The following is a 21,573-nucleotide window of genomic DNA, read 5'->3' as shown; positions in this document are numbered from 1 at the left end:
ATACTACGCGCCGTTGCGCATGCTAAAACGATAAAGATTCTGGAGGACTCTCGTGGCTCAACATACCCCCAAGGTCGATCCGATGTCGAAGCTGGTTGGCTTCGTCTCGGCGCTGGTCCTGCTGGTTGCCGTGTTCTATCTCGTGAACGCGCTCTTCAACACCGCGGGCGAGAACTCGCTCGAGGGGCAGGTGGTCGAGAAGCCGGAAACCAAGGAAGAGGAAACCAAGACCGCCTCGGCTGACGAGAAGTCGGGCGGCGACGAGAAGTCCTCTGCTGGCGGCTCCGGTGGTGACATCGCGGCCGGCAAGGAAAAGTACGCTTCCTGTGCCGCCTGTCACGGCGCGGACGGCAAGGGTCAGGGCGGCGCTTTCCCGGTGCTGACCGGCATCCCGGCTGACGAGGCCGAGAAGAAGCTGGCTGCCTACCGCGATGGCGATCAGGATTACCTCAAGGAGCAGGGCCTGGGCGACCGTTACGGCACCATGGCGCCGAACGCTTCCGGGCTGTCCGACGAGGACATCGCTGACCTGGCTGCCTACATCGGTGACGAATTCGGTGGTGGTGCCGGTGGTTCGGCCGACGCTGGCGACAGCGAGAGTGACGGCGGCTCTGACGGGGGCAACGGTGGTGCCGTTGATGGTGACGTTGCAGCCGGCAAGGAAGCCTACGCCTCCTGCGCGGCCTGCCACGGTGCCGACGGCAGCGGTCAGGGTGGCGCCTTCCCGGTTCTCACCGAGATGGACGCAGCCGACGTGCAGAAGAAGCTGGTCGCCTACCGTGAAGGCGATCAGGACTACCTCAAGGAGCAGGGTCTGGGTGACCGCTTCGGCACCATGGCACCGAACGCCTCCAGCCTCTCCGACGAGCAGATCGCCAACCTGTCGGTCTACATCGCCGACGAGTTCGGTGGCACCAATGGCGGTGGCGGCGATGCCGGCGCCAGCGAAGGTGGTGACGAGGCCAAGTCCGAGGGTGACGAGGCCAAGAAGGAAGAGAAGCCGGCCGAGCCGCGTATCGTCAGCGAGTCGGTGATCAACCGCGGTCGCGCGCTGTACTCCTCCTGCGCCATCTGCCACGGCGCCGAGGGTGAGGGCCAAGAGCTGTTCAACGCGCCCAAGCTGGCCGGTACCAAGATGGACCAGACCATCAACCTGCTGAAGATCTACCGCAAGGGGCAGGAGATGGGCCCGAACTCCTACGCGATGATCCCGCAGGCCAAGGGTCTGACCGATGATGACATCGAGGCCCTGGGTGCCTACATCGCGGTCATGGACGAGGAAGAACTCCCGGCCGAGTCCGGCGGTGAGGCACCGGCAGGTGCCGCGGCCCAGTAAGGTCGCAAGACGGGCCGTTTCGCCGGCCCGCTAGCAGCAACGACGCCGGCCCGAGGGCCGGCGTTTTGTTTGTGTGGCGCGTTTTTCGACAGGGGAACTGCATGTTGTTCGAGGTGAGGGGGCTGTGCGGGCCCAATGTGCCGCCGGTCTCGTTCGCGCTTGCCGCCGGCGAGGTGCTGCCGGTGCGCGGCGAGTCGGGCGTGGGCAAGAGCCAGATGCTGCGCGCCTTGGCCGATCTGTCTCCGCACGAGGGCGAAATCAGCCTGGAGGGCGTCGAGCAGCAATCCATGCCGGCGACCGACTGGCGCCGCCAGGTGGCCCTGGTGCCGGCGGAGTCCGGCTGGTGGGCCGACACGGTCGCCGAGCACTTCCCGGCCCGGCCGTCCGAGGCCTGGTGGGAACGCTTGCGCCTGCGGGCGGCCTTGTGGGACTCGCCCGTCGAGAGGCTGTCCTCCGGTGAGCGTCAGCGGCTGGCGGTATTGCGGGCCCTTGCGCTCGAGCCGCGCGTGCTGTTGCTCGACGAGCCGACCGCGAACCTCGACCGTGACAACGCCGAGGCGATGGCGGGCCTGCTGCTCGACTACCTGCGCGATCAGGGCGCAGCCGCCGTGTGGATCAGTCACGATCCGCGCGAGATCGACGCCCACGGCGATCGCTGGCTGGAAATGACGTCCGAGGGAGGGGTGCTGCATGGATCTGTATAGCCTGACGCCGGTCGACCTGGTCGTGGCGGCCAGTCTGGTGCTGGCCCTCGGGGTGGTGCAGATACTGCTCGGCTTGGGCCTGTTCCGCACCCTGGCCCTGAACAGCGTGCGCATGGTGCTGCAGCTGCTGCTGGTGGGCGTGATCCTCAAGGCGGTGTTCGACGCGGCCACGCTGCCGTGGATCGTGCTGATCGCGCTGGTGATGATGGGGCTGGCCGGTTACGAGGTGGTCGCGCGGCAGAAGCGGGCCATCCGTGGCTGGCATGGCTACGGCATTGGCCTGGCGTCGATGAGCGTGACCGCACTGATCGTTACCGTGCTGGCCCTGACGCTGATGATCGAGACCGATCCCTGGTACGAGCCGCAATACGCCATCCCGCTGCTGGGGATGATCCTCGGCAACACCATGACGGGCATCGGGCTGGCACTGAACAACCTGACGCAGACGGCCTGGCAGACCCGCGTCGAGATCGAGGCGCGGCTGGTGCTGGGTCACACGGTGCGTGATGCCACCTCCGAGCTGCGATCGGATTCGATGCGCGCCGGCCTGATCCCGACGCTCAACATGCTGGCCGCCGCCGGCGTGATTAGTCTGCCGGGGATGATGACCGGCCAGATCCTGGCCGGCTCGCCGCCGATCGAGGCGGTCAAGTACCAGATCCTGATCATGTTCCTGATCACCGCGGCGACGGGCTTCGGCTCGCTGGTGGCCGTGCAGTTGGGCGCACGGCGCCTGTTCGACGCGCGTGACCGCCTGCGGCTCGACCGCCTGCGCAGCGGGCGCTGAAACCACCCGGTCGCCTACGCCGCGAAGCGTCGTGGGCGTGGTCAGGCGACCGAGCCCGATCTTGCATCCGGCCTTTTGTCGCCGGCGTCGACCACAAAAAAACCCGGACCATGCGGTCCGGGTTTTCGTTTGCCCCGGGGTGTCCCCGGGTGTCGGGCGCGGGAGCTTAGAGGCTCTCGATGTAGGCGCCCAGGTTCTCCATGTCGCCGTCGGACAGGCCGGCAGCGTTCGGGGCCATGATGGCGAAGTTCGAGCCGCCCAGATCACCCATTTCCTTGAGGGCGTCCTGGTTGCCGTCCTTGTAGTGGCCCAGCGCGGTGACGATGTGGTCAGCGCCCTTGCCGGCCAGCGCCGGGAACATGCCCTGGCCCTGGGCCTTCTGGCCGTGGCAGGAGGCGCAGCTTTGCTCGTAGAGCTTCTTGCCAGCGTCCACGTCGGCGGCCATGGCCTGCCCGGAGGCAACGGCCAGACCGGAGGCGAATGCGATCGCGGTCAGTTTTTTCATGAGGAACTCCTGATATCTCGTGTCATTTAGTTACCCGAGCTCACTCCTGCTCGGCTAGGGCTTGGTAAAGCAGGTTCCATGCCACCCGCGCGCGGGTCGGCGTCTGTTCATAAACAAACGCTTACCCCAGTCCGGTTCGACTGATGACAGCGGCGGGAGTTGCATCTTGCAAATGCGAGACATCAGGACGCAATCCGTCAGCACCGCCGGCCTGGGCCACCCGGATCGTTCGGTTCACCGGCCGTCGATGTAATGGTGGTCGTCGAAGGAGATCACCAACTGCGGGCTGACCAGTGCCAGGGCCGTCATCAGCATGCCGTTGATCACCCCTTCCGAGAACGCCAGCAGCGGCAGGATCCGCAAGTAGTTGTTCCAGACGATGTCGCCGTCGTACAACCCCAGCGCCATCACCAGCAACGCGGTGCCGCCACCGTGGGCCAGCACGCCCAGTACCGCGGAGAGGAACACGCCGATGAACAGGTAAATGAAGAAGTTCGGCGGCAGAAAGCGTTGCGAGGCGCGCGTGATGCCGTAGGTGATCGCGGCGGGCAGGGCGGCGCTCAGCAGAAACGTCCAGCCGGTGATGGCCAGGCCATGGCCGAATAGCAATGCCGAGAGAATGGCCGCGATCAGGCCGGCAATCAGGGTCAGTTCCAGCCCGATGACCAGCGTGACCGTCGCTACGCCGAGAAAATGCAGGGTCAGTCCCGGCATCAGCGTGGCCGAGAGCGTCCACATGCCGGTCAGAAAGACGACGGCCAGGAGGACCAGGTGAATCCGCATCGGCTCGGCGCGCAGGGCCGGCCAGGGTGCAATGCGCACCGCCCAGGCGAGACTCGTCAGCGCGATCAGCCAGCCGATCCCGCCAATCGGCAGGGAGACCAGGTGGTTGGGTAGCTGCATGGCGTCACCTCAAGGCGTTCGAGGCAGGCCAGTGTAGCGACCTTGGGGGGTGGGCGCCGATGATTTATGCTTTGGCCTTTTCCGCATCCGGGGAAATTTCCCCCGCGGTCACACGGACACATCAATCGGGAAGATACCCCATGGCCAACGCCTCCCTCTGGATTCACCTGCACGGCCTGGCGGCCGTGCTCTCGCTGATCGGCTTCGTCGTGCGCGGCATCTGGATGTTCTCCGGCTCGCCGATGTTGAGCAGGAAATGGGTGAAGATCACCCCGCACGTGGTCGACACCGTGCTGCTGGTCAGCGCCCTGGTCGCCGCCTGGCTGCTGTTCTGGGGTAATGGCGTCCACCCCGACTTCCTGACCGTCAAGATCGTCGGGCTGATCGTCTACATCGGCCTGGGCCTGGTGGCGATGCGCTTCGGCAAGACCCGCGGTCTGCGCGCCAGCGCCTGGGTGCTGGCCATCCTGGTCTTCCTGTACGTCGCCGCCGTGGGCGTGGCGAACACGCACCCGCAATTGCAGGACGTTCTGCCGGCCATGGTGACGGGCGTATGAGTGCGCAACCGCTGGTTGGCGTGATCATGGGCTCGCTGTCGGACTGGGAGACCATGAGCCATGCCTGCGAAACGCTCGAGGCGCTGGGCATCCCCTTCGAGAAGGAGGTGGTCTCCGCGCACCGCACCCCCGACAAGCTGTTCGACTACGCCGATACGGCCGTCGGCCGGGGGCTTAAGGTGATCATCGCCGGGGCCGGTGGCGCGGCCCACCTGCCGGGCATGGTCGCGTCCAAGACGCGGCTGCCGGTATTCGGCGTGCCGGTGCAGTCCAAGGCCCTCTCGGGGATGGACTCGCTGCTGTCGATCGTGCAGATGCCGGCCGGCGTGCCGGTGGGCACGCTGGCGATCGGCCGTTCCGGCGCCATCAACGCCGCGTTGCTGGCCGCCGCTACCTTGGCGACCCACGACGAGGCGCTGGCCGAGCGACTCGATGCCTGGCGCGAGCGCCAGACGCAAATGGTGCTCGACAAGCCCGAGCCGGGCGAGGGCTGAGCCGATGGGCGGCGTTCAGGATCAGTGCGAGGTGCCGCGTGTCGAGGGGCGCACCGGCGAGCCGGCCGGGCTGCACATCGGCGTGATCGGTGGTGGCCAGCTCGGCCAAATGCTGGGCCTTGCCGGGGTGGCGATGGGGCATCGCTTTACCTTCCTCGATCCGGCCATGGAGCCGCCGGCCGCCTCGGTCGGCCGCCACCTGCGCGCCGAGTTCGATGACGCCGAGGCCCTCGAGCGCTTGGCCGTCGAGTGTGATCTGGTCACGCTCGAGTTCGAGAACGTGCCGCAGGCTTCCGCCGAGTTGGTCGCCGCGCGCAATTGCCTGATGCCCAATCCGCAGGCGCTGGCCGTGGCGCAGGATCGCGTCGAGGAAAAGCAGTTCTTCGAGGGGCTGGGGTTGTCGGTCGCGCCATGGGTGCAAGTCGACTCGGTCCGTGACATCGTCCAGGGCGTGGCGCACCTCGGTGGTGCCTCGATCCTCAAGACGCGACGCTTCGGTTACGACGGCAAGGGGCAGGTGCGCCTGGCCGATCCCGCCCATGCCGCCCATGAGGGCGGGCCGGGCAACCCCGGCGAGGCGGCCTCCGCCTGGGAGGCGCTGGCGGGTGCCTCGGCGGTGCTGGAGAAGATGCAGCACTTCGAGCGCGAGGTATCGATCGTCGCCGTGCGCGGCCGCAACGGCGAGGCGCGGGTCTACCCGTTGGTGACCAACGAACATCGCCACGGCATCCTCTGGCAGACCACCGCCCACACCAGCGACCCGCTGCAGGCGGATGCCGAACGCGCGGCTCGGCTGGTGATGGAAAAGCTCGATTACGTCGGTGTGCTGGCGATCGAGTTCTTTGTCGTGGATGGTCGGCTGGTGATCAACGAAATGGCACCGCGCGTGCACAACAGCGGTCACTGGAGCCTGGGCGGGGCGCGCACCTCGCAGTTCGAGAACCACATCCGCGCGGTGATCGGCTGGCCGCTGGGCGAGACCGACCCGATTGGCGAGGTCGCCATGCTCAACCTGGTCGGCAGCTTGCCCGACCCGGCAGTGGTGCTGGCCGTGCCGGGCACCCAGTGGCACGACTACGGCAAGACGCCCCGTCCGGGGCGCAAGCTCGGTCATGTCACGGTCACCGCGCCGGATCGTACCGCGCTCGAGTCCCGGCTGGATCGCCTGCGCGCCGTGATCCAGCCGCCCGAGGCGTAACCCGCCGCTAATCATCGAGGGAGCATCCATGCGAGTCGTCACTGGAAGATCGCCGCGTCGCGTCCACCTGCTCTGGCCCCTGCTGCTGGTGCTGGCCCAGCCCCTGTCGGCCGCCAAGATCTACCAGTACACCAACAGCGCCGGTGAGACGGTATTCACCGATGAGCCGGTCGAGGGCGCGGCCGTCCACGAGGTCGAGGATGCCCCGGTAATTCCCATGACGCCGGTGGACGTGCCCGAGCCCCGCCAGGGCGAGTCCACCCCGACGGACCGTCCCGAGCCGTCTGCCGATGTACCCCGCGACGCCCCGGCAGGATCGGGCGAGACGACGGGCGCGGAGGCTGGCAAGGATGCCGCATCGCGCGAGGCAGGCGACGAACCCGCGGGCTACCAGCACCTGGCCATCGTCGAGCCGGCCGATGGCGAGGTGGCCAGCCGGCTGCAGGGCAGTATCACCGTCGCGCTGGTGATGCAGCCGAACCTGCAGGGCGGCGATCGAATACGCATCCTCGTCGATGGCGAGCCGCGCGTGCGTGACTCCTCCGGTCGTCGTCACCTGATCAACGGGCTTGCACCCGGCGAGCACGTGCTGGTGGCGCAGATCCACCGCGACGGGGAGGTGGTCAAGGAGAGTGCGCCGGTGCGCTTTCAATTGATGACGCCCTCCCAATAACGGTGCGATCGTCTATTCTCATGCACTGACCTGGTGCAATCGTTTGCTGGCCGAACGTCCCGGCTCGGGCTGGCAATCAGGGCAAACCCCGTCACCATGCGATCCGCCATGGTCCGTCCACCGGTTCTCGGTCGGGCACGCTACTTGCACCAAAATCGTCAGCCGCCCGGCAGGCTTGTCCTGTCGACCGTTTCGCGCCTGGTGGAGCAGTGCATGAACCCGAGATCCGAGCCCCGGCTTGCCGACACCCTGAACACCGCGATCGTGGTGCTCGACGAGCGCAATCGGCCGATCTATCTCAACTCGGCGGCCGAGCAGTTTCTCGGCACCAGCTACAGCGCCGCGCTCAAATCGGGCTTCGACACGGTGTTCGCCGCCAATCCCCTGCTCGCCGAGACCATCCGCGAGGCGCTGGTCTCGCAGCAGGTCATGACCCTGCGCGAGATCGAGCTGGTGCTGGCCCACGAGTCCACGCGCGTGGCCGACTGCGCGATCACGCCGCGACCGGACTACCCCCGTGCCCGGGTGATGCTGGAATTCAACGACATCGAACGCCACCTGCGCATCTCACGTGACGCGCGCATCAACTCGCTGCAGATGACCACCCGGCAGATGATGCGCGGACTGGCCCATGAGCTAAAGAATCCGCTGGGCGGCCTGCGCGGGGCAGCGCAGCTGCTGGAACGCGAGCTGCCCGACGAGCGCCTGACCGAATACACCCGCATCATCCTGCAGGAGACCGATCGCCTGCGCGGGCTGATCGACCGCATGCTCGGGCCGATTGACCGGCCGGACTGCCATTGGGTGAACGTCCACGAGCCGCTCGAGCAGGTCCGCCAGCTGCTGAGGATCGAGGCGGGCGACAAGCCACTCGACTGGCAGCTGGATTACGACCCGTCGATCCCGGACGTCTGGGCCGACCGCGACCAGTTGGTTCAGGTGCTGCTCAATCTCGCCCGCAACGCCGTCCAGGCCATGCGCGAGGGCAACACGCCCGAACCGCGGCTGACCTTCCGCACCCGCGTGTTGCGCCAGTTCACCATCCACGGCAAGCGCCACCGTCTGGCCGTGCGCATCGACGTGGAGGACAACGGCCCCGGCGTGCCCGAGGACCTGGTCGAGACCCTGTTCCTGCCGATGGTCAGCGGCCGGGCCGGTGGCAGCGGGTTGGGTCTGTCGCTGGCGCAGACCATCGCCGAGCGCCACCAGGGCATGATCGAGTTCGTGCCCAAGCGCGGCCTGACCCGGTTTTCCCTGATCCTGCCCATCCACCCCGACGGCGACCACGCCCCGGGGCGGAAAACATCTCTTTCTCCGACTGAGTGAGCCGACCATGCAAGCCGCCGACAAGCCGAACAATGGACGTCCCATCCCCCGCCTGTGGGTGATCGACGACGATCAGGCCATCCGCTGGGTGCTCGAGCGGGCGCTGGCCACCACCGACTTCGCCGTGGAGTCCTTCGACGAGGTGGCGAGCGCCCAGGCGCGACTCGATCGCGGCGATCTGCCGGACGTGATTTTCTCGGATATCCGCATGCCCGGCGAGGACGGCCTGAGCTTCCTTACCCGGCTGGCCGTCGAGCACGCGGCCATCCCGGTGGTGATCATGACCGCGCACTCGGACCTCGAGAGCGCGGTGGGCGCCTTCGAGAAAGGCGCGTTCGATTATCTTGCCAAGCCGTTCGATATCGACGAGGCGGTGCGCCTGGCCGAGCGGGCCTATGACGCTTCGCGGGAACGTGCGCAGCACGCCGCCGTGCCGGAGGAGGCCGAGTCCGGCTCGGAGCTGATCGGCAATGCCCCGGCCATGCAGGAGATCTTCCGCGCCATCGGTCGGCTGGCGCGCTCGTCGGTCACCGTGCTGATCAACGGCGAGTCCGGCACCGGCAAGGAACTGGTCGCCCGGGCCCTGCACCGGCACAGCCAGCGTCGCGAGGGGCCGTTCGTCGCGCTGAACACCGCCGCCATCCCCAAGGACCTGCTGGAATCCGAGCTGTTCGGCCACGAGAAGGGCGCGTTCACCGGCGCGGCCACCCAGCGGCGCGGACGCTTCGAGCAGGCCCAGGGGGGCACGCTGTTTCTCGACGAGATCGGCGACATGCCCCTGGAATTGCAGACTCGCCTGCTGCGGGTACTCTCCGACGGCCACTTCTACCGCGTCGGTGGCACCTCGCTGATCCAGAGCGACGTGCGCGTGATCGCCGCGACCCACCAGCGGCTCGAGGAGCTGGTCAAGGAGGGGCGTTTCCGTGAAGATCTTTATCACCGGCTGAATGTCATTCGCCTCAAGCTGCCGTCGCTGCGCGAACGGGTCGAGGACATCCCGCAGCTGATGCGTTTTTTCCTGGTCCGCGCCGCCGAGGAACTGGGCGTGCCGGTCAAGACCCTCACCCGCGCCGCCGAGGCCCGCCTGTGCGATTACCCCTGGCCGGGCAACGTCCGCGAGCTGGAGAACATCGCCCGCTGGCTGACCGTGATGGCGCCGGGCAACGAGATCAGCATCGACGATCTGCCCGATACCATCACCGAAGGACTGGGCGGCGAGCATGGCGCCGCGGGCGACGACCAGTTGCTCTCGCGCTGGACCAGCGACCTGTCGCGCTGGGCCGAGGCACGGCTCAAGGCCGGTGATCAGGACCTGCTCGCCACCGCGGGCCCCGCCTTCGAGCGCACCCTCCTGCAGGCCGCGCTGGCCTTCACCGGTGGGCACAAGCAGAAGGCCGCCGCATTGATCGGCTGGGGACGCAACACCGTCACCCGCAAGCTCAAGGAACTGGGCGAGCACTGAAGAGAAACAAGCGTTCCGGTCATGCTCGTCGGCGGCGACTGTCACAAGATCCGCCCCCGCCCGATGCTATGCTCGGCCTGACGTTCAATCGAGGCAGGAGCAGGAAAGGCATGGCCCAGACGGTGGCGCTGTATTCGGTCAAGGGCGGGGTGGGCAAGACCGCCGCGGCGGTCAACCTGGCGGCGTTGTCGGCGGCGGCCGGCCGGCGTGTGCTGGTCTGGGACCTCGACCCGCAAAGCGCCGCGTCGTGGTACCTGCAATCGGAGGCGGGCGCGGAGCGGTCGGTCAAGAAGCTTCTCAAGCCCAAGGGGCTGGCCGCCTCGGTGCGCCCCACGATCCACAACCACCTCTGGGTGCTGCCGGCCCTGCCCGGCCAGCAGGCGATCGAGCATCATCTCGCCGACAAGAAGGACGCCGGCTATCGGCTGGCCAAGCTGATCGATCCGCTGGCCGAGCAGTTCGAGGAAATCTGGATCGACGCGCCGCCGGGGCTGTCGCTGCTGGCGGACAACGTGCTGCGCGCCGCCGACATGGTGCTGGTGCCGATGGTGCCCACCCACCTGTCCGAACGCACCTGGTTCCAGCTCAAGCGCCACCTCGACGAGCGCCATATCCACCCCGAACGCCTACGCGCCTTCCTCTCCCTGGTCGATCGGCGCCGGCGCATGCACCGCGAGTTCGCCGAGCGCCATCGCCACGACATCCCCGAACTGCTCTCAAGCGAGATCCCCTACGCCTCGATTGTCGAACAGATGGGCGAGGACCAGCAGCCCAGCGTCTACCGCGAGCCACGCCACCCGGCCAATCAGGCCTACCGCGCCCTCTGGGACGAGATCGACGATCTCTTTGCCTGATGATTGCAGGAATGCACGTCATACATGCCGCAAGGGCCTTCAAAGGGCCGATAAAGAAAGGAATTCATCATGGCCAACGGACATGGCTCGAACCTCTCACTCGCTGTTCTGATTGACGCTGACAACGCCCAGCCGGGCATAGTGGATGGCTTGATGGCCGAAGTGGCCAAGATCGGCGTCGCCCACGTAAAGCGGATTTACGGCGATTGGACCACCCCGCGACTGGGTAAGTGGAAGGCGGTGTTGCTGGATCATTCCATTCAGCCCATGCAACAGTTCGGTTACACCAGCGGCAAGAACGCCACCGACAGCGCAATGATCATCGATGCCATGGACCTGCTTTACACGAATCGCTTCGAGGGATTCTGCATCGTATCCAGCGACAGTGATTTCACTCGCCTGGCCGCACGGCTCCGCGAATCGGGACTGAGTGTCTTTGGCATTGGCGAAAAGAAGACACCGAAGGCCTTCGTCTCAGCCTGTGACCGTTTCATCTACACCGAAGTGTTCACCGCGCCCGAGGAAGAGGACGTCATGCCCGTGCACAAGCCCCGTGGTGGCAAGGAGCTGCGGAGTGACACGGCGCTGGTGCGGCTCGCGCGTGCAGCTGTCGAGGCGACGTCGGACGAGAATGGTTGGGCCAATCTGAGCCCGGTCGGCAGCTACATGAGCAAGACAGCCAATGACTTCGATCCGCGCAATTACGGCCACACGAAGCTCAGTTCGCTGTTCGAGACGATTGGGCTGTTCGATCTTGATCGGCGGAAAAGCGGTGTTTTTGTTCGCGATGCGCGGCGAAATGAGGAGAAGGCCGGTAAACAAGCCCCATAGGCTCGGTTCCACGCATCCGGCTGCAATCAGCCCCGCAATGCGCGGGCCGGGGCGATACTCGTCATTCGGCGGGCCAGCAATGGCGTGACCAGCGCCGCGAGCAGAAGGCCGGCGCCCAGCCCCCAAAGGAGCAAGCCGGGGTTGAACGCCAGCGGCAGACCGAATACCCGGGCCGAGAGCGTGGCGCCGACGGCCATGGCGGCAACGGCCGCGAGCATTCCCACCAGCAGTCCAAGGGTGAGGAACTCGATCCACAGCGCGGCGACCACCTTGCGGCGACTCGCGCCCATTACCCGCAACACGGCGGCGTCGTGGATGCGCTGGCGCTCGCTTGCACCGAAGGCGGCCAGCAGCACCACCAGGCCGGCGGCCAGCGTGAAGGCGAACACGTACTCCACCGCCTGGCTCGCCCGGTCGATCAGCGTGCGTACCTCGTCGAGGATCCGCGAGACGTCGAACAGCGTCACCGTGGGAAATTCGCGCAACAGGGCCACCTGCGTCTCCGGCGCGCCGTCGGGGAAGTGAAAGCTGGTGATGTACTGCGTGGCCACGCCGTCCATCAGCGATGAGCTGGCGATGACGAAGAAGTTTGGTCGCATCGAGTCCCAGTCGACTTCACGCAGCGAGGTGATCGGGGCGGTCACCTCCCGGCCGTCCACGGTGAAGGTCAGCCGGTCGCCCAGCGACCAGCCGAGCGTCTCGGCGATGCCCTCTTCCACCGAAAAGCCTTCCGTGCCCAGATCGCCGGCGGTGACGCGGTTGTGCGCGGCGGCTTCCTCGCCCACGGAGAGGTTGAATTCCCGCGTGGCCAGTCGATGCGCGCGCCCCTCGTAGCGCGCCTTGTCCACCGGCTCGTTGTCCAGTTCGGTCCAGCGGGCACGCATCATGGGGTAGAAGCTGGCGTTCTCGATGCCGGCATCCTGCAGGAAGGCACGCATGCCTTCGACCTGTTCGGGCTGGATGTTGATGGCAAAGATGTTGGGCGCATCGGCCGGGATCTGGCGCTCCCAGGCATCGATCAGGTCCGAACGGACCACCGACAGCAGCAGCACCGCGGTCACGCCCAGCGCGAGCGCGGCGATCTGGGTGGCAGACATCCAGCGGGCGCGCGCCATGCGCGCCAGCCCGAAGCGGGCCACGCCCCGGGCCGGCCAGCGGCGCAGCAGCGTCACCAGCAGCCAGGCGACGGCGAGAAAGACCAGCAGGCTCGCCCCCAGCCCGACCAGTACCCACAACGTCAGTGCGGCATCGCGGGCCTGGAACCAGACCAGCAGTGTGATCGCCGCGATGCCCGCGCCGAACAGCAGCGTCGCCGCGGGGCTGGGTGCGACCGCGTGCTCGACCAGCACCCGCAGCGGCGGGGTGTGCTTGAGCTGCACCAGGCTGGGCAGGGCGAAGCCGAATAGCGCGACCAGCGCGACCGCCAGTCCCAGCGCCACCGGTGTGAAGCCGGGCGGCGGCAGGTCGACCTCCAGGACCTGCGCCATCAGGTCGGCGAGCAGCAACTGCGTGACCGCGCCGATCATGATGCCCGGGATGGCCGCCAGCAGCGCCAGCATCAGCAGGCGCCAGCGGTAGATCGCCCCGATCTGCTTGGAGGACGCGCCCAGTGCGCGCATCAGCGCGGCCGCCCCCTGCTGCACGCGGTTGTAGTGTCGTGCCGCGATTACCAGTGCCGCGCCGGCGAGCAGCACGGCGACCACCGAGGCGAGACCCAGAAAGCGCGCGGCGCGGTCGAAGGCGGTCTCGAACGCCGGTTGGCTGGATTCCGGGCGTTCCAGCTGCAAGCGGTCGGGCAGGCGCTCGGCGAGTCGCTCGAGTCGGGCGTCGCGATCGTTGGCATCGCTGGCCAGCAGCAGGGCGTGTTCGACGCGGCTGGTGTCGCTCACCAGCCCGGTGGCGGCCAGATCGTCAAGGTGGATCATCAATCTGGGCGCGGCCTGGGCAAAGACGTTACCCACGTCGGGCTCGCGCTCGAGCACCGCGCCGATCGTCAGCTCTGACTGCCCCACCGCGATCGAATCGCCGATCGCGGTGTCCAGCGAGAGCAGGGCGCGTCGGGCGATCCAGACCTGATCGGCGGGCGGGCCGTGCTCGACCGTGCTCACCGTCTCGCCGTCGTCGATGCGCAGGTCGCCGCGCAGCGGGTAGGCGCCGTCGACCGCCTTGACGCCCACCAGCTGGCTCTGCTCCCCGGCGAGTGCCACGGTGGGAAAGGTGACGTGCTGGCTAGTGATCAGTTCCAGTTCCCGGGCGATCCCGACGACCTCGTCGAGTGGATCGGGCGATTCCACCCGGGCGTCGGCGGCGAGGAACTGGGCGGCCTGTGCACGCATCGCCCCGTCGACGCGGTCGACGAAGAAACCCACCGCCGTCACCGCCGACACGGCCACCAGCAGGGCGAGCAGCATGGGCGTGAGCAGTCCGTTTTGTACCTCGCGTACCAGCCCTTGCCAGGCCAGTCGGGCGTTGTGCATGACCCCGGCCATTATTTCGGACCCCGCAGCGCATCCGGATCGGGCTGCCAGTCCGTGACCCGGCCGGCATTCACCTCGAAGCCCCGGTCGCAGCGGGCGGCCAGGGCCGGGTCGTGGGTCACCAGCACCAGCGTGGTCTGGTGGCGTTCGCGCAGGCGGAAAAGCAGTTCGATGACGTGCTCGCCGGTGGCCGTGTCCAGCGAGCCCGTGGGTTCGTCGGCGAACAGGATGTCCGGTTCGATGACGAAGGCGCGGGCCAGCGCGACACGCTGCTGCTCGCCGCCGGAGAGTTGGCGAGGCATGTGGGCAAGCCGCTCACCCAGGCCGACCTCCACCAGTGCCTCGCGTGCCCGCGCCTCCGCACCGCGTTCGCCCGCCAGTTCCAGCGGCAGGGCGACGTTCTCCAGCGCATTGAGCCCGTCGATCAGCTGGAAGGACTGGAACACGAAGCCCACATGCCCGGCGCGCACCGCCGCTCGGCCGTCTTCGTCCAGGTCCTCCAACGACTGGCCGGCCAGTGTGATCCGCCCGGCGGTGGGCGTGTCCAGCCCGGCCATCAGCGCCAGCAGCGTCGACTTGCCGGCCCCTGACGGACCGACCAGCGCGACGGCCTCGCCGGGGAAGATTTGCAGGGTGGCCTCATGCACAATGGTCAGCGGTTCGGGCGTGCGCACGGTCTGCGTGACGCCCTCGACGGTCAGGATTGGCTGGCTGTCGTCTCGGGGGGTATCGGATGAGGACATGGGGAATGCTCGGAAGTCGTTGGTCGGCTGCTATCGCCGGGCTGTTGCTGCTGTGTTTCGGAGTCGGCGCGAGTATAGGTGACGACAGCCCGTCTGCGCCGACGCAGGGGGCGACGCAAGTGCTGGTGTTCGGCGATTCGCTCTCGGCGGCCTACAAGCTGCCGGCCGAGGACGGCTGGGTCGCGCGGCTGCGTGAACGCCTGGACAAGCGCGTTCCAGGCTCGTTCGAGATCACCAATGCCTCGGCCAGTGGCGAGACCACCTCCGGCGGGCTCACCCGCCTGCCCGAGGTGCTCGAGACCGGCGACTACGACTGGGTGCTGCTTGAACTGGGCGCCAACGACGGCCTGCGCGGCCTTCCGCTGAGCACCATCGAGGCCAACCTGCAGAAACTCATCGACCGCGCCGAGGAAAGCGGAGCGCAGGTGGTGCTGCTGGGCATCATGCTTCCGACCAACTACGGCCCTGCCTACGCCGACCCCTTTCGCGACATGTACGCCCGCCTGGCCGAGAAAAACGACCTCCCCGGCCTGCCCTTTCTCCTGAAAGGGGCAGCTGACGACCGCGCCCTGATGCTCGACGACGGCATCCACCCGAATGCCGAGGGACAGAAGCGGGTGCTGGAAAACGTCTGGGACGTGGTGGCGCCGTTGTGGGAGTTGGATGATGCGGAAACACCCGAGTGAGCGCGCTTCACGGAGCACACATTTGTGCCCTGCCAGCGCCGTTAAAGCATTAAACCGCGGACGCGCCTGATAACGCACCTGCAAGGTATCTTGATGGTGTGCTTAAGGGGTTGAATTGTATCAATAACCAGGTCGGGCCTGCGTTGATGGCGGGATGTTGTGCGACACTTGGAAGTGTCCATTTTTGGTTAGCTTTGAGATTTTGAGAGGAGACGGATGGCTTATAATGATCGAAGAGTTTAAAGCTGATCTGAAAAATTTAAATAGCCTCCAAGTCTATAGAAAGTACGTTCTTGGTGGCGGATGTCATTTGCTAGACAATCATAGTTTATTTGAGTTGCGAGAGGTGATCTGTGAGCATTTTCGAATAGAGTTTAATGATGTGCTGATGGTTGGTTCAGGAAAATTAGGATTTAGTATAAAGCCTTCAAGAAGATATGGGCTTTTCAATGATGACTCTGACATTGATATCGCGATTGTCTCAACCTCATTGTTTGAGCGTGTATGGCAAGAAGCTTACCTTTACAAAAAGAGTGGTGCAGATTGGCCGTCATCAGGAAGATTTTTCAAATATCTTGCTGATGGTTGGGTAAGGCCGGATAAACTCCCGCCAAGTAGTTACTTTGGTTTTACTGATGAATGGTGGAGCTTTTTCAATGATTTAACCAGTAGTAATCGATTTGGCCCTTATAAGATACGAGGCGGCCTCTATCATTCTCATTTTTTCTTGCAAGAGTACCAAACCATCTGTATTGATCAATGCATTCAGGAGGCTTTTTAATGGACACTTCAGCATCAAATAGGCGCCTTCGAGTGCTGTTAACGGCTATTGGGAACAAGACGCTCATCCCGCAGCCGGATTTTCAGAGACGCTTGGTTTGGACCAATAAGGACAAGATTGAATTCATAAAAACGGTGCTTGAAGGTTATCCGTTTCCAGAAATATACATTGCTGCGGGAAAAGTGGATCCAAAAACCGGAGACGGCGCCGAAGTTCTAGTCGATGGCCAGCAAAGAGTCACTACTTTGTACCAGTACTTTAAAGGCTCTCCTGACTTAAAGCTGGGTAAAAATTTACCCGCGTATAAAGACCTTGATGAAGGTAAACAGATAGGTTTCTTGGAGTATAAAGTAGTGGTTAGAGACATGGGAAATATGCCCATGAGCGATATTAAAGAGGTTTTTAAGCGAATTAACTCGACAAGCTATGGCCTCAATGCAATGGAGTTGCATAATTCGCGTTACGCTGGTGAGTTCAAGAAATTTGCCGAAGAGATTTCTCAAAGTAAAATCTTTGAAGATAACCGGGTGTTCACATCCACTGATATAAAACGAATGAACGATGTAAGATACTGTCTGGGTCTTATAATAACTATTATTAGTACGTATTTTAATAGGGATAAAGAGCTAGAAAATTACTTAGAGAAGTACAACGAAGATTTTCCCGGGCGGGATAAATTATATAAAGAGATATCCGAGGTTTTTTTGTTTATCGACAGATTAAATTTTAATAGCAATTCTAGAGCCTTTAAAAAGGCTGATTTCTTTACACTTTTTGTGGAGCTTCATAGGGCATTGATCAAGAATTGCCTTGCAGTTGACGCGTGTGCATTGAGAGGGCTTCTAGATGACTTTTATGCACGTGTGGATCGAGTTCCGTCCGGAGATTCTGGGGATGATAGGGAGGCTCAGGAATATTACAGCGCAGCGTTGCAGGCGAGTAACGATAGGAGTAGCAGAATCAAACGTGGCGAGTCTATTTACGCTCTAGTTCAAAATGCTGCAAGTTAACCAATGAATCAAGCCGACCGTTCTTCGCTGGCGCACCAAACGGTCGCTTATTCAAGGCGTTACGGATGAGCATCTGGAAGAGCAGCGCGGCCTTCGGCGGCATGACGATGATCTCGCGGGTGCTGGGCTTCGTGCGCGACATGCTGCTCGCGCGGGTGTTCGGCGCCAGTGCGTCGATGGACGCCTTCTTCGTCGTCTTCAAGATTCCGAATTTCCTGCGCCGGCTGTTCGCCGAGGGCGCCTTCCAGCAGGCGTTCGTGCCGGTGCTGTCCGAGTACCGCGAGACCTCGACGCGCGAGGAGCTCAAGCGCTACGTCGACTACATGTTCGGCACGCTGGCGGCGATCGTCGCGGTGGTCGTCGCGCTGGGAATCGCCGGCGCGCCACTGCTGGTGATGCTGTTCGCCCCCGGTTTCACCGACGACCCGGCCCAGCTCGAGCTCGCCGAGACGATGCTCGCGATTACCTTTCCCTACCTGCTGTTCATCTCGCTGACCGCCTTCGTCGCCAGCAGCCTGAACGCCTTTGGCCGCTTCGCCATGCCGGCGCTTGCGCCCATCTGGCTCAACTTGAGCCTGATCGCCGCGACACTGATCGCCGCGCCCTTGTTCGACGAGCCGGTGATGGCGCTTGCTTGGGGCGTGTTCGTCGCCGGGATCCTGCAGCTGTTTTTCCTGTTGCCGTTCCTCGCCCGGCTTGGTTTGCTGCCGCGCCCGAGGTTCGGTCATCACCCCGGGGTAAGAAAGACGCTGCGGCTGATGCTGCCGGCGATGTTCGGTGCCTCGGTCACGCAGATCAACCTGCTGATCGACACCATCCTCGCCTCCCTGCTGGTGGCCGGCTCGGTGAGCTGGCTGTACTACTCCGACCGCCTGGTCGAGCTGCCGTTGGGTGTGTTCGGCGTGGCGATCGGCACGGTGATCCTGCCCGCCCTGTCGCGCGCGTTCGCCCGGGGCAGCGACGAGGATTACAATCGCACCGTCAACGGCGCGCTGCGCCTGACCCTGCTGATCGGCGTGCCGGCGATGGCCGGGCTGATCGGCCTGTCGGTGCCGATCCTGGCCACGCTGTTCGAGTATGGCGCGTTCACCCCCACGGATACCCAGATGGTGTCGATGGCGATGGTCGCCTATGCCCTCGGCCTGCCGGCTTTCCTGCTGATCAAGATCTTCGCGCCGGGCTTTTTCGCCCGGCAGGACACGGTGACCCCGGTGCGCATCGCCGTGATCTCGGTGGTCGCCAACCTGGTCTTCAAGGCCCTGCTGGTGCTGCCGTGGATCATCTGGTTGGGCGGCAATCTCGCCCACGTGGGCCTGGCGCTGACCACCGTGATGGCCGCCTGGGTCAATGCCCTGTTGCTGGGGTGGACACTGCGCCAGCGCGGCGCCTGGCGGGTGGAGGCGGGCACGCGCCGGTTCATCGGCCACGTTACGCTCGCTGCCCTGGCCATGGCCGGTTTGCTTCTCTGGGTGAGCCCGGTCGCCGAGGTCTGGAGCGGCTGGGTCTGGTTCGAACGAGTCGGCGCGGTGCTCGGACTGATCACGCTGGGGGTGGTGACGTTCGTTGCGGCCGCCGCCATGTTCGGGCAGACGCCGCGCCGGCTGTGGTCAGTAGTCGCCTTCGACCGTCACGTGTCGCCCGAACACCAATGACGGAATGGCAATGACGGAACGTCAATGAAGGAAGCCCGAATGGAACTCGTCCGCCTGTCTCCCGGGACACAGCCCACCGAAGCCGCCCCACGCGCCGGCGCGGTGGTCACCATCGGCAATTTCGATGGCGTGCATCGTGGGCATCGCGCGGTGATCCGGCAGGCCGCCGCGCGTGCCGACGAGCTGGGGCTGCCGCTGACGGTGGTGATCTTCGAGCCGCTGCCGCGGGAGTTTTTCGCCGAGCGCCATGGTGTTCCGCCAGTGGCGCGGCTCACCCGCCTGCGCGAGCGCTTCCAGGCCTTCGAGGCGCTGGGCGTGGTCGACCGGCTGGTGCTGATGCCCTTCAATGCGCGGCTGGCCGGCATGTCGGCACGAGACTTCGTCAACGAGTTGCTGGTCGAGGCACTGGGTGCGCGCCACGTGGTGATCGGCGACGATTTTCGTTTCGGCGCCAAACGCGCCGGCGATTTCGCCCTGCTGGAATCGATGGGGCCGGATATTGGCTTCGGCGTCGAGCGGGCGGTGACCGTCACCCTCGACGGCGAGCGGGTCTCCTCGACGCGGGTGCGCGCGGCGCTCGAGGCCCGCGACGTGGTCGCCGCCGCGCGCCTGCTGGGCCATCCGTTCTTTCTCTGCGGGCGCGTGATGCACGGCGACAAGCGCGGCCGCCAGCTGGGTTTTCCCACCGCGAACATCGCGTTGCGACGCCGGCTGTCGCCGTTGCGCGGAGTCTTTCTGGTGCGGATGAGCGGCATCGACGGCGGGCCGCGCTTCGGCGTGGCCAATATCGGCACCCGTCCGACCGTCGATGGTGGCGAGGCGCGTCTGGAGGTGTTTGTGCTCGACTTCGACGGCGATCTCTACGGCCAGTTGGCGACGGTGGAGTTTCTGGCCGATATCCGCGACGAGCGGCGTTTCGAATCGCTGGATGCCCTGGTCGAACAGATCGGGGCGGACGTGGCCGAAGCGCGCCGATTGATAGACACGCATCGCCGGGCGGGGACGCCCTGGCCGGTGGATGAAGGAGAGACCGCATGACGTCCATCGACGTGCTGATCGACAACCCGATTGCCTGGGGGCTGGCAGCGGTCGCGCTGGTCATGCTGGTGGCGACCGCCTGGCTGGTGGCCCGACTGCGGGCCGAGACGCGCGAGCGCGACCGCCTGGTCACCGAACAAGAGCGCCTCGAGTCCCTGCTCGAGGCGGAGACCGAGTCGCTCAGCGCCGCCCGCGAGGAGTTGGCCGAGGCACGCACCATGGCCGCCCGCCATGAAACCGAGCGCCAGCACCTGGTCGAGATGCGTGATGCGCTCGAGACCCGGCGGCGCGAGGCGCAGGCGGCGCTGGATGCCGAGCGGGAGGCCAGCGCCGCGCTCAAGGCGGAAAAGGCCGAGCTGACCGAACGGCTCGAACGCGAGCGCGAGGCGGCCGAGGAGAAATTGAAGCTTCTCGACGAGGCGCGGGAGAAGCTCTCGGACGCCTTCAAGGGGCTGTCGGCCGATGCGCTGTCGCGCAACAACGAATCCTTTCTCAAGCTCGCGCGCGAGAATCTCGAGCGCTTCCAGCACCAGGCCAAGGACGACCTCTCGGCGCGCCACAAGGCGATCGAGCAACTCACCGCACCCATCCGCGAGCGCCTGGAGAAATTCGATACCAAGCTCGACGGGCTCGAGCAGGCGCGTACCGGCGCCTATTCGGCCTTGAGCCAGCAGGTCAACGACCTGCTGCAGACCCACCTGCCGCGGCTGCACCGCGAGACCGCGGACCTGGTCAAGGCCTTGCGCCAGCCGCAGGCGCGCGGGCGCTGGGGCGAGCTGCAACTCAAGCGCGTGGTCGAAATGGCCGGCATGCTCGAACACTGCGACTTCGAGGAGCAGGTCAGCCAGTCCACCGAGGCCGGCCGCCTGCGCCCCGACATGATCGTCCACCTGCCCGGTGGTCGACAGGTGGTGGTCGATGCCAAGGCACCAGTGGACGCCTACCTGCAGGCCGTCGAGGCGCACGACGAGACCGCCCGCAAGGCCGCACTGGTCCACCATGCCCGCCAGGTACGCAATCACGTCGGCCAGTTGGCGAAGAAGAGCTACTTCGACCAGTTCGACCCGTCACCGGAGTTCGTGGTGCTGTTCGTTCCGGGCGAGGCCTTCTTCTCCGCGGCGCTGGCCGAGGACCCGGGGCTGATCGAGTACGGCGCCGAGAACCGCGTCATCCCGGCGAGCCCCACCACCCTGATCGCGCTGTTGAAGGCCGTCTCCTACGGCTGGCGGCAGGAGGCCATGGCGCAGAATGCCGCCGAGGTGGCCGCGCTGGGCAAGGAGCTCTATGAGCGCATCGGCACGCTGGCGGATCACTGGAACAAGGTGGGCAATCGGCTCAATCAGGCCGTGGATGCCTACAACAGCTCCGTGGGTACGCTCGAGTCCCGCGTGCTGCCCAGCGCGCGCAAGTTCCGCGATCTCAAGACCGTCTCCGCCGAGAAGGACATCGCCTCGCTCGATCCGGTGACCCAGGAGCCGCGCCCGTTGACGGCCGCCGAGCTGACCGAGGCGTTGTCCGATTCCTCCGAAGGTCAGGCGGCGTCGAAAGAGTAGTTG

General features: G+C 65.3%; 21 protein-coding genes. 17 read left to right on the top strand and 4 right to left on the bottom strand.

The window, feature by feature from the left end; all coding sequences use genetic code 11:
• Positions 1-52: 52 nt before the first annotated feature.
• The 3 genes from D5687_RS02530 (at position 53) to fetB (ending at position 2,827) form a co-directional block, all read left to right on the top strand.
• Positions 53-1,336, top strand: coding sequence for a c-type cytochrome (locus D5687_RS02530; RefSeq protein ID WP_125198192.1), 1,284 nt, complete (start codon positions 53-55; stop codon positions 1,334-1,336).
• A gap of 101 nt (positions 1,337-1,437) precedes the next feature.
• The gene (locus tag D5687_RS02525) at positions 1,438-2,040 is read left to right on the top strand and encodes an ATP-binding cassette domain-containing protein (protein ID WP_204742111.1); all 603 of its coding nucleotides are present in this window, start codon (positions 1,438-1,440) and stop codon (positions 2,038-2,040) included.
• Positions 2,027-2,827 carry an iron export ABC transporter permease subunit FetB gene (gene fetB / locus D5687_RS02520; RefSeq protein ID WP_125198191.1) on the top strand — a complete coding sequence of 267 codons (801 nt, stop codon included), beginning with the start codon at positions 2,027-2,029 and terminating at the stop codon, positions 2,825-2,827. The genes D5687_RS02525 and fetB overlap by 14 nt, the downstream gene beginning before the upstream one ends.
• A gap of 166 nt (positions 2,828-2,993) precedes the next feature.
• On the opposite strand, the gene D5687_RS02515 is transcribed toward fetB, so the two are convergent.
• Together D5687_RS02515 and D5687_RS02510 are read right to left on the bottom strand one after the other, a co-directional pair.
• Positions 2,994-3,332: a c-type cytochrome gene (locus D5687_RS02515; RefSeq protein WP_125198190.1), complete on the bottom strand. Its 339-nt coding sequence runs from the start codon at positions 3,330-3,332 to the stop codon at positions 2,994-2,996.
• Between the two features lie 234 nt (positions 3,333-3,566).
• The gene (locus tag D5687_RS02510) at positions 3,567-4,235 is read right to left on the bottom strand and encodes an energy-coupling factor ABC transporter permease (RefSeq protein WP_125198189.1); all 669 of its coding nucleotides are present in this window, start codon (positions 4,233-4,235) and stop codon (positions 3,567-3,569) included.
• Positions 4,236-4,375: 140 nt separating this feature from the next.
• On the opposite strand from D5687_RS02510, the gene D5687_RS02505 reads away from it, so the two are divergent.
• From D5687_RS02505 to D5687_RS02470, 8 genes are all read left to right on the top strand, one after another.
• On the top strand, positions 4,376-4,792 hold the full coding sequence (locus D5687_RS02505; protein ID WP_125198188.1) for a SirB2 family protein: 417 nt from the start codon (positions 4,376-4,378) through the stop codon (positions 4,790-4,792).
• A complete protein-coding gene (purE, locus tag D5687_RS02500) occupies positions 4,789-5,286 on the top strand; it encodes a 5-(carboxyamino)imidazole ribonucleotide mutase (protein ID WP_125198187.1) in 498 nt (165 codons plus the stop codon). The genes D5687_RS02505 and purE overlap by 4 nt, the downstream gene beginning before the upstream one ends.
• 4 nt (positions 5,287-5,290) lie before the next feature.
• Positions 5,291-6,484, top strand: coding sequence for a 5-(carboxyamino)imidazole ribonucleotide synthase (locus D5687_RS02495; RefSeq protein ID WP_204742110.1), 1,194 nt, complete (start codon positions 5,291-5,293; stop codon positions 6,482-6,484).
• Between the two features lie 28 nt (positions 6,485-6,512).
• Positions 6,513-7,157, top strand: coding sequence for a DUF4124 domain-containing protein (locus tag D5687_RS02490; protein ID WP_125198186.1), 645 nt, complete (start codon positions 6,513-6,515; stop codon positions 7,155-7,157).
• A gap of 213 nt (positions 7,158-7,370) precedes the next feature.
• Positions 7,371-8,483, top strand: coding sequence for a nitrogen regulation protein NR(II) (gene glnL, locus D5687_RS02485; protein ID WP_125198185.1), 1,113 nt, complete (start codon positions 7,371-7,373; stop codon positions 8,481-8,483).
• Between the two features lie 7 nt (positions 8,484-8,490).
• On the top strand, positions 8,491-9,945 hold the full coding sequence (gene ntrC, locus D5687_RS02480) for a nitrogen regulation protein NR(I) (RefSeq protein ID WP_125198184.1): 1,455 nt from the start codon (positions 8,491-8,493) through the stop codon (positions 9,943-9,945).
• A gap of 110 nt (positions 9,946-10,055) precedes the next feature.
• Positions 10,056-10,799 (top strand): ParA family protein, encoded by a 744-nt coding sequence (locus D5687_RS02475; RefSeq protein WP_158611719.1) that lies wholly within the window; start codon positions 10,056-10,058, stop codon positions 10,797-10,799.
• Between the two features lie 69 nt (positions 10,800-10,868).
• Positions 10,869-11,630: an NYN domain-containing protein gene (locus D5687_RS02470; protein ID WP_125198182.1), complete on the top strand. Its 762-nt coding sequence runs from the start codon at positions 10,869-10,871 to the stop codon at positions 11,628-11,630.
• Positions 11,631-11,656: 26 nt separating this feature from the next.
• On the opposite strand, the gene D5687_RS02465 is transcribed toward D5687_RS02470, so the two are convergent.
• Positions 11,657-14,119: an ABC transporter permease gene (locus D5687_RS02465; protein ID WP_125198181.1), complete on the bottom strand. Its 2,463-nt coding sequence runs from the start codon at positions 14,117-14,119 to the stop codon at positions 11,657-11,659.
• Positions 14,119-14,850: an ABC transporter ATP-binding protein gene (locus D5687_RS02460; RefSeq protein ID WP_125198180.1), complete on the bottom strand. Its 732-nt coding sequence runs from the start codon at positions 14,848-14,850 to the stop codon at positions 14,119-14,121. Before D5687_RS02460 ends, D5687_RS02465 begins: the two co-directional genes overlap by 1 nt.
• 5 nt (positions 14,851-14,855) lie before the next feature.
• On the opposite strand from D5687_RS02460, the gene D5687_RS02455 reads away from it, so the two are divergent.
• From D5687_RS02455 to rmuC, 6 genes are all read left to right on the top strand, one after another.
• On the top strand, positions 14,856-15,536 hold the full coding sequence (locus D5687_RS02455; RefSeq protein WP_125198179.1) for an arylesterase: 681 nt from the start codon (positions 14,856-14,858) through the stop codon (positions 15,534-15,536).
• Between the two features lie 226 nt (positions 15,537-15,762).
• Complete coding sequence (locus D5687_RS02450; protein ID WP_125198178.1) at positions 15,763-16,317, top strand: hypothetical protein; 555 nt, start codon at positions 15,763-15,765, stop codon at positions 16,315-16,317.
• Positions 16,317-17,327, top strand: a complete 1,011-nt coding sequence (locus tag D5687_RS02445) for a DUF262 domain-containing protein (protein WP_125198177.1) — start codon at positions 16,317-16,319, stop codon at positions 17,325-17,327. The genes D5687_RS02450 and D5687_RS02445 overlap by 1 nt, the downstream gene beginning before the upstream one ends.
• A 65-nt stretch (positions 17,328-17,392) precedes the next feature.
• Positions 17,393-18,979 carry a murein biosynthesis integral membrane protein MurJ gene (gene murJ, locus D5687_RS02440; protein ID WP_125198176.1) on the top strand — a complete coding sequence of 529 codons (1,587 nt, stop codon included), beginning with the start codon at positions 17,393-17,395 and terminating at the stop codon, positions 18,977-18,979.
• A gap of 24 nt (positions 18,980-19,003) precedes the next feature.
• The gene (gene ribF / locus D5687_RS02435) at positions 19,004-20,017 is read left to right on the top strand and encodes a bifunctional riboflavin kinase/FAD synthetase (RefSeq protein ID WP_240031395.1); all 1,014 of its coding nucleotides are present in this window, start codon (positions 19,004-19,006) and stop codon (positions 20,015-20,017) included.
• Positions 20,014-21,570: a DNA recombination protein RmuC gene (gene rmuC, locus D5687_RS02430; protein WP_125198175.1), complete on the top strand. Its 1,557-nt coding sequence runs from the start codon at positions 20,014-20,016 to the stop codon at positions 21,568-21,570. Before ribF ends, rmuC begins: the two co-directional genes overlap by 4 nt.
• Positions 21,571-21,573 lie beyond the last annotated feature (3 nt).

The organism is Guyparkeria sp. SCN-R1, from assembly GCF_003932495.1.
GTDB lineage: Bacteria > Pseudomonadota > Gammaproteobacteria > Halothiobacillales > Halothiobacillaceae > Guyparkeria.
Note: the sequence above shows the minus strand (reverse complement) of the source record. Positions and strands in the feature narration are given on the sequence as shown.

Bases quoted from the DNA above. Each gene is read 5' to 3' on its own strand.
- D5687_RS02525 (WP_204742111.1), top strand. From the start codon at position 1,438: ATGTTGTTCGAGGTGAGGGGGCTGTGCGGGCCCAATGTGCCGCCGGTC.
- fetB (WP_125198191.1), top strand. From the start codon at position 2,027: ATGGATCTGTATAGCCTGACGCCGGTCGACCTGGTCGTGGCGGCCAGT.
- D5687_RS02515 (WP_125198190.1), bottom strand. From the start codon at position 3,332: ATGAAAAAACTGACCGCGATCGCATTCGCCTCCGGTCTGGCCGTTGCC.
- D5687_RS02510 (WP_125198189.1), bottom strand. From the start codon at position 4,235: ATGCAGCTACCCAACCACCTGGTCTCCCTGCCGATTGGCGGGATCGGC.
- D5687_RS02505 (WP_125198188.1), top strand. From the start codon at position 4,376: ATGGCCAACGCCTCCCTCTGGATTCACCTGCACGGCCTGGCGGCCGTG.
- purE (WP_125198187.1), top strand. From the start codon at position 4,789: ATGAGTGCGCAACCGCTGGTTGGCGTGATCATGGGCTCGCTGTCGGAC.
- D5687_RS02495 (WP_204742110.1), top strand. From the start codon at position 5,291: ATGGGCGGCGTTCAGGATCAGTGCGAGGTGCCGCGTGTCGAGGGGCGC.
- D5687_RS02490 (WP_125198186.1), top strand. From the start codon at position 6,513: ATGCGAGTCGTCACTGGAAGATCGCCGCGTCGCGTCCACCTGCTCTGG.
- glnL (WP_125198185.1), top strand. From the start codon at position 7,371: ATGAACCCGAGATCCGAGCCCCGGCTTGCCGACACCCTGAACACCGCG.
- ntrC (WP_125198184.1), top strand. From the start codon at position 8,491: ATGCAAGCCGCCGACAAGCCGAACAATGGACGTCCCATCCCCCGCCTG.
- D5687_RS02475 (WP_158611719.1), top strand. From the start codon at position 10,056: ATGGCCCAGACGGTGGCGCTGTATTCGGTCAAGGGCGGGGTGGGCAAG.
- D5687_RS02470 (WP_125198182.1), top strand. From the start codon at position 10,869: ATGGCCAACGGACATGGCTCGAACCTCTCACTCGCTGTTCTGATTGAC.
- D5687_RS02465 (WP_125198181.1), bottom strand. From the start codon at position 14,119: ATGGCCGGGGTCATGCACAACGCCCGACTGGCCTGGCAAGGGCTGGTA.
- D5687_RS02460 (WP_125198180.1), bottom strand. From the start codon at position 14,850: ATGTCCTCATCCGATACCCCCCGAGACGACAGCCAGCCAATCCTGACC.
- D5687_RS02455 (WP_125198179.1), top strand. From the start codon at position 14,856: ATGCTCGGAAGTCGTTGGTCGGCTGCTATCGCCGGGCTGTTGCTGCTG.
- D5687_RS02450 (WP_125198178.1), top strand. From the start codon at position 15,763: ATGATCGAAGAGTTTAAAGCTGATCTGAAAAATTTAAATAGCCTCCAA.
- D5687_RS02445 (WP_125198177.1), top strand. From the start codon at position 16,317: ATGGACACTTCAGCATCAAATAGGCGCCTTCGAGTGCTGTTAACGGCT.
- murJ (WP_125198176.1), top strand. From the start codon at position 17,393: ATGAGCATCTGGAAGAGCAGCGCGGCCTTCGGCGGCATGACGATGATC.
- ribF (WP_240031395.1), top strand. From the start codon at position 19,004: ATGAAGGAAGCCCGAATGGAACTCGTCCGCCTGTCTCCCGGGACACAG.
- rmuC (WP_125198175.1), top strand. From the start codon at position 20,014: ATGACGTCCATCGACGTGCTGATCGACAACCCGATTGCCTGGGGGCTG.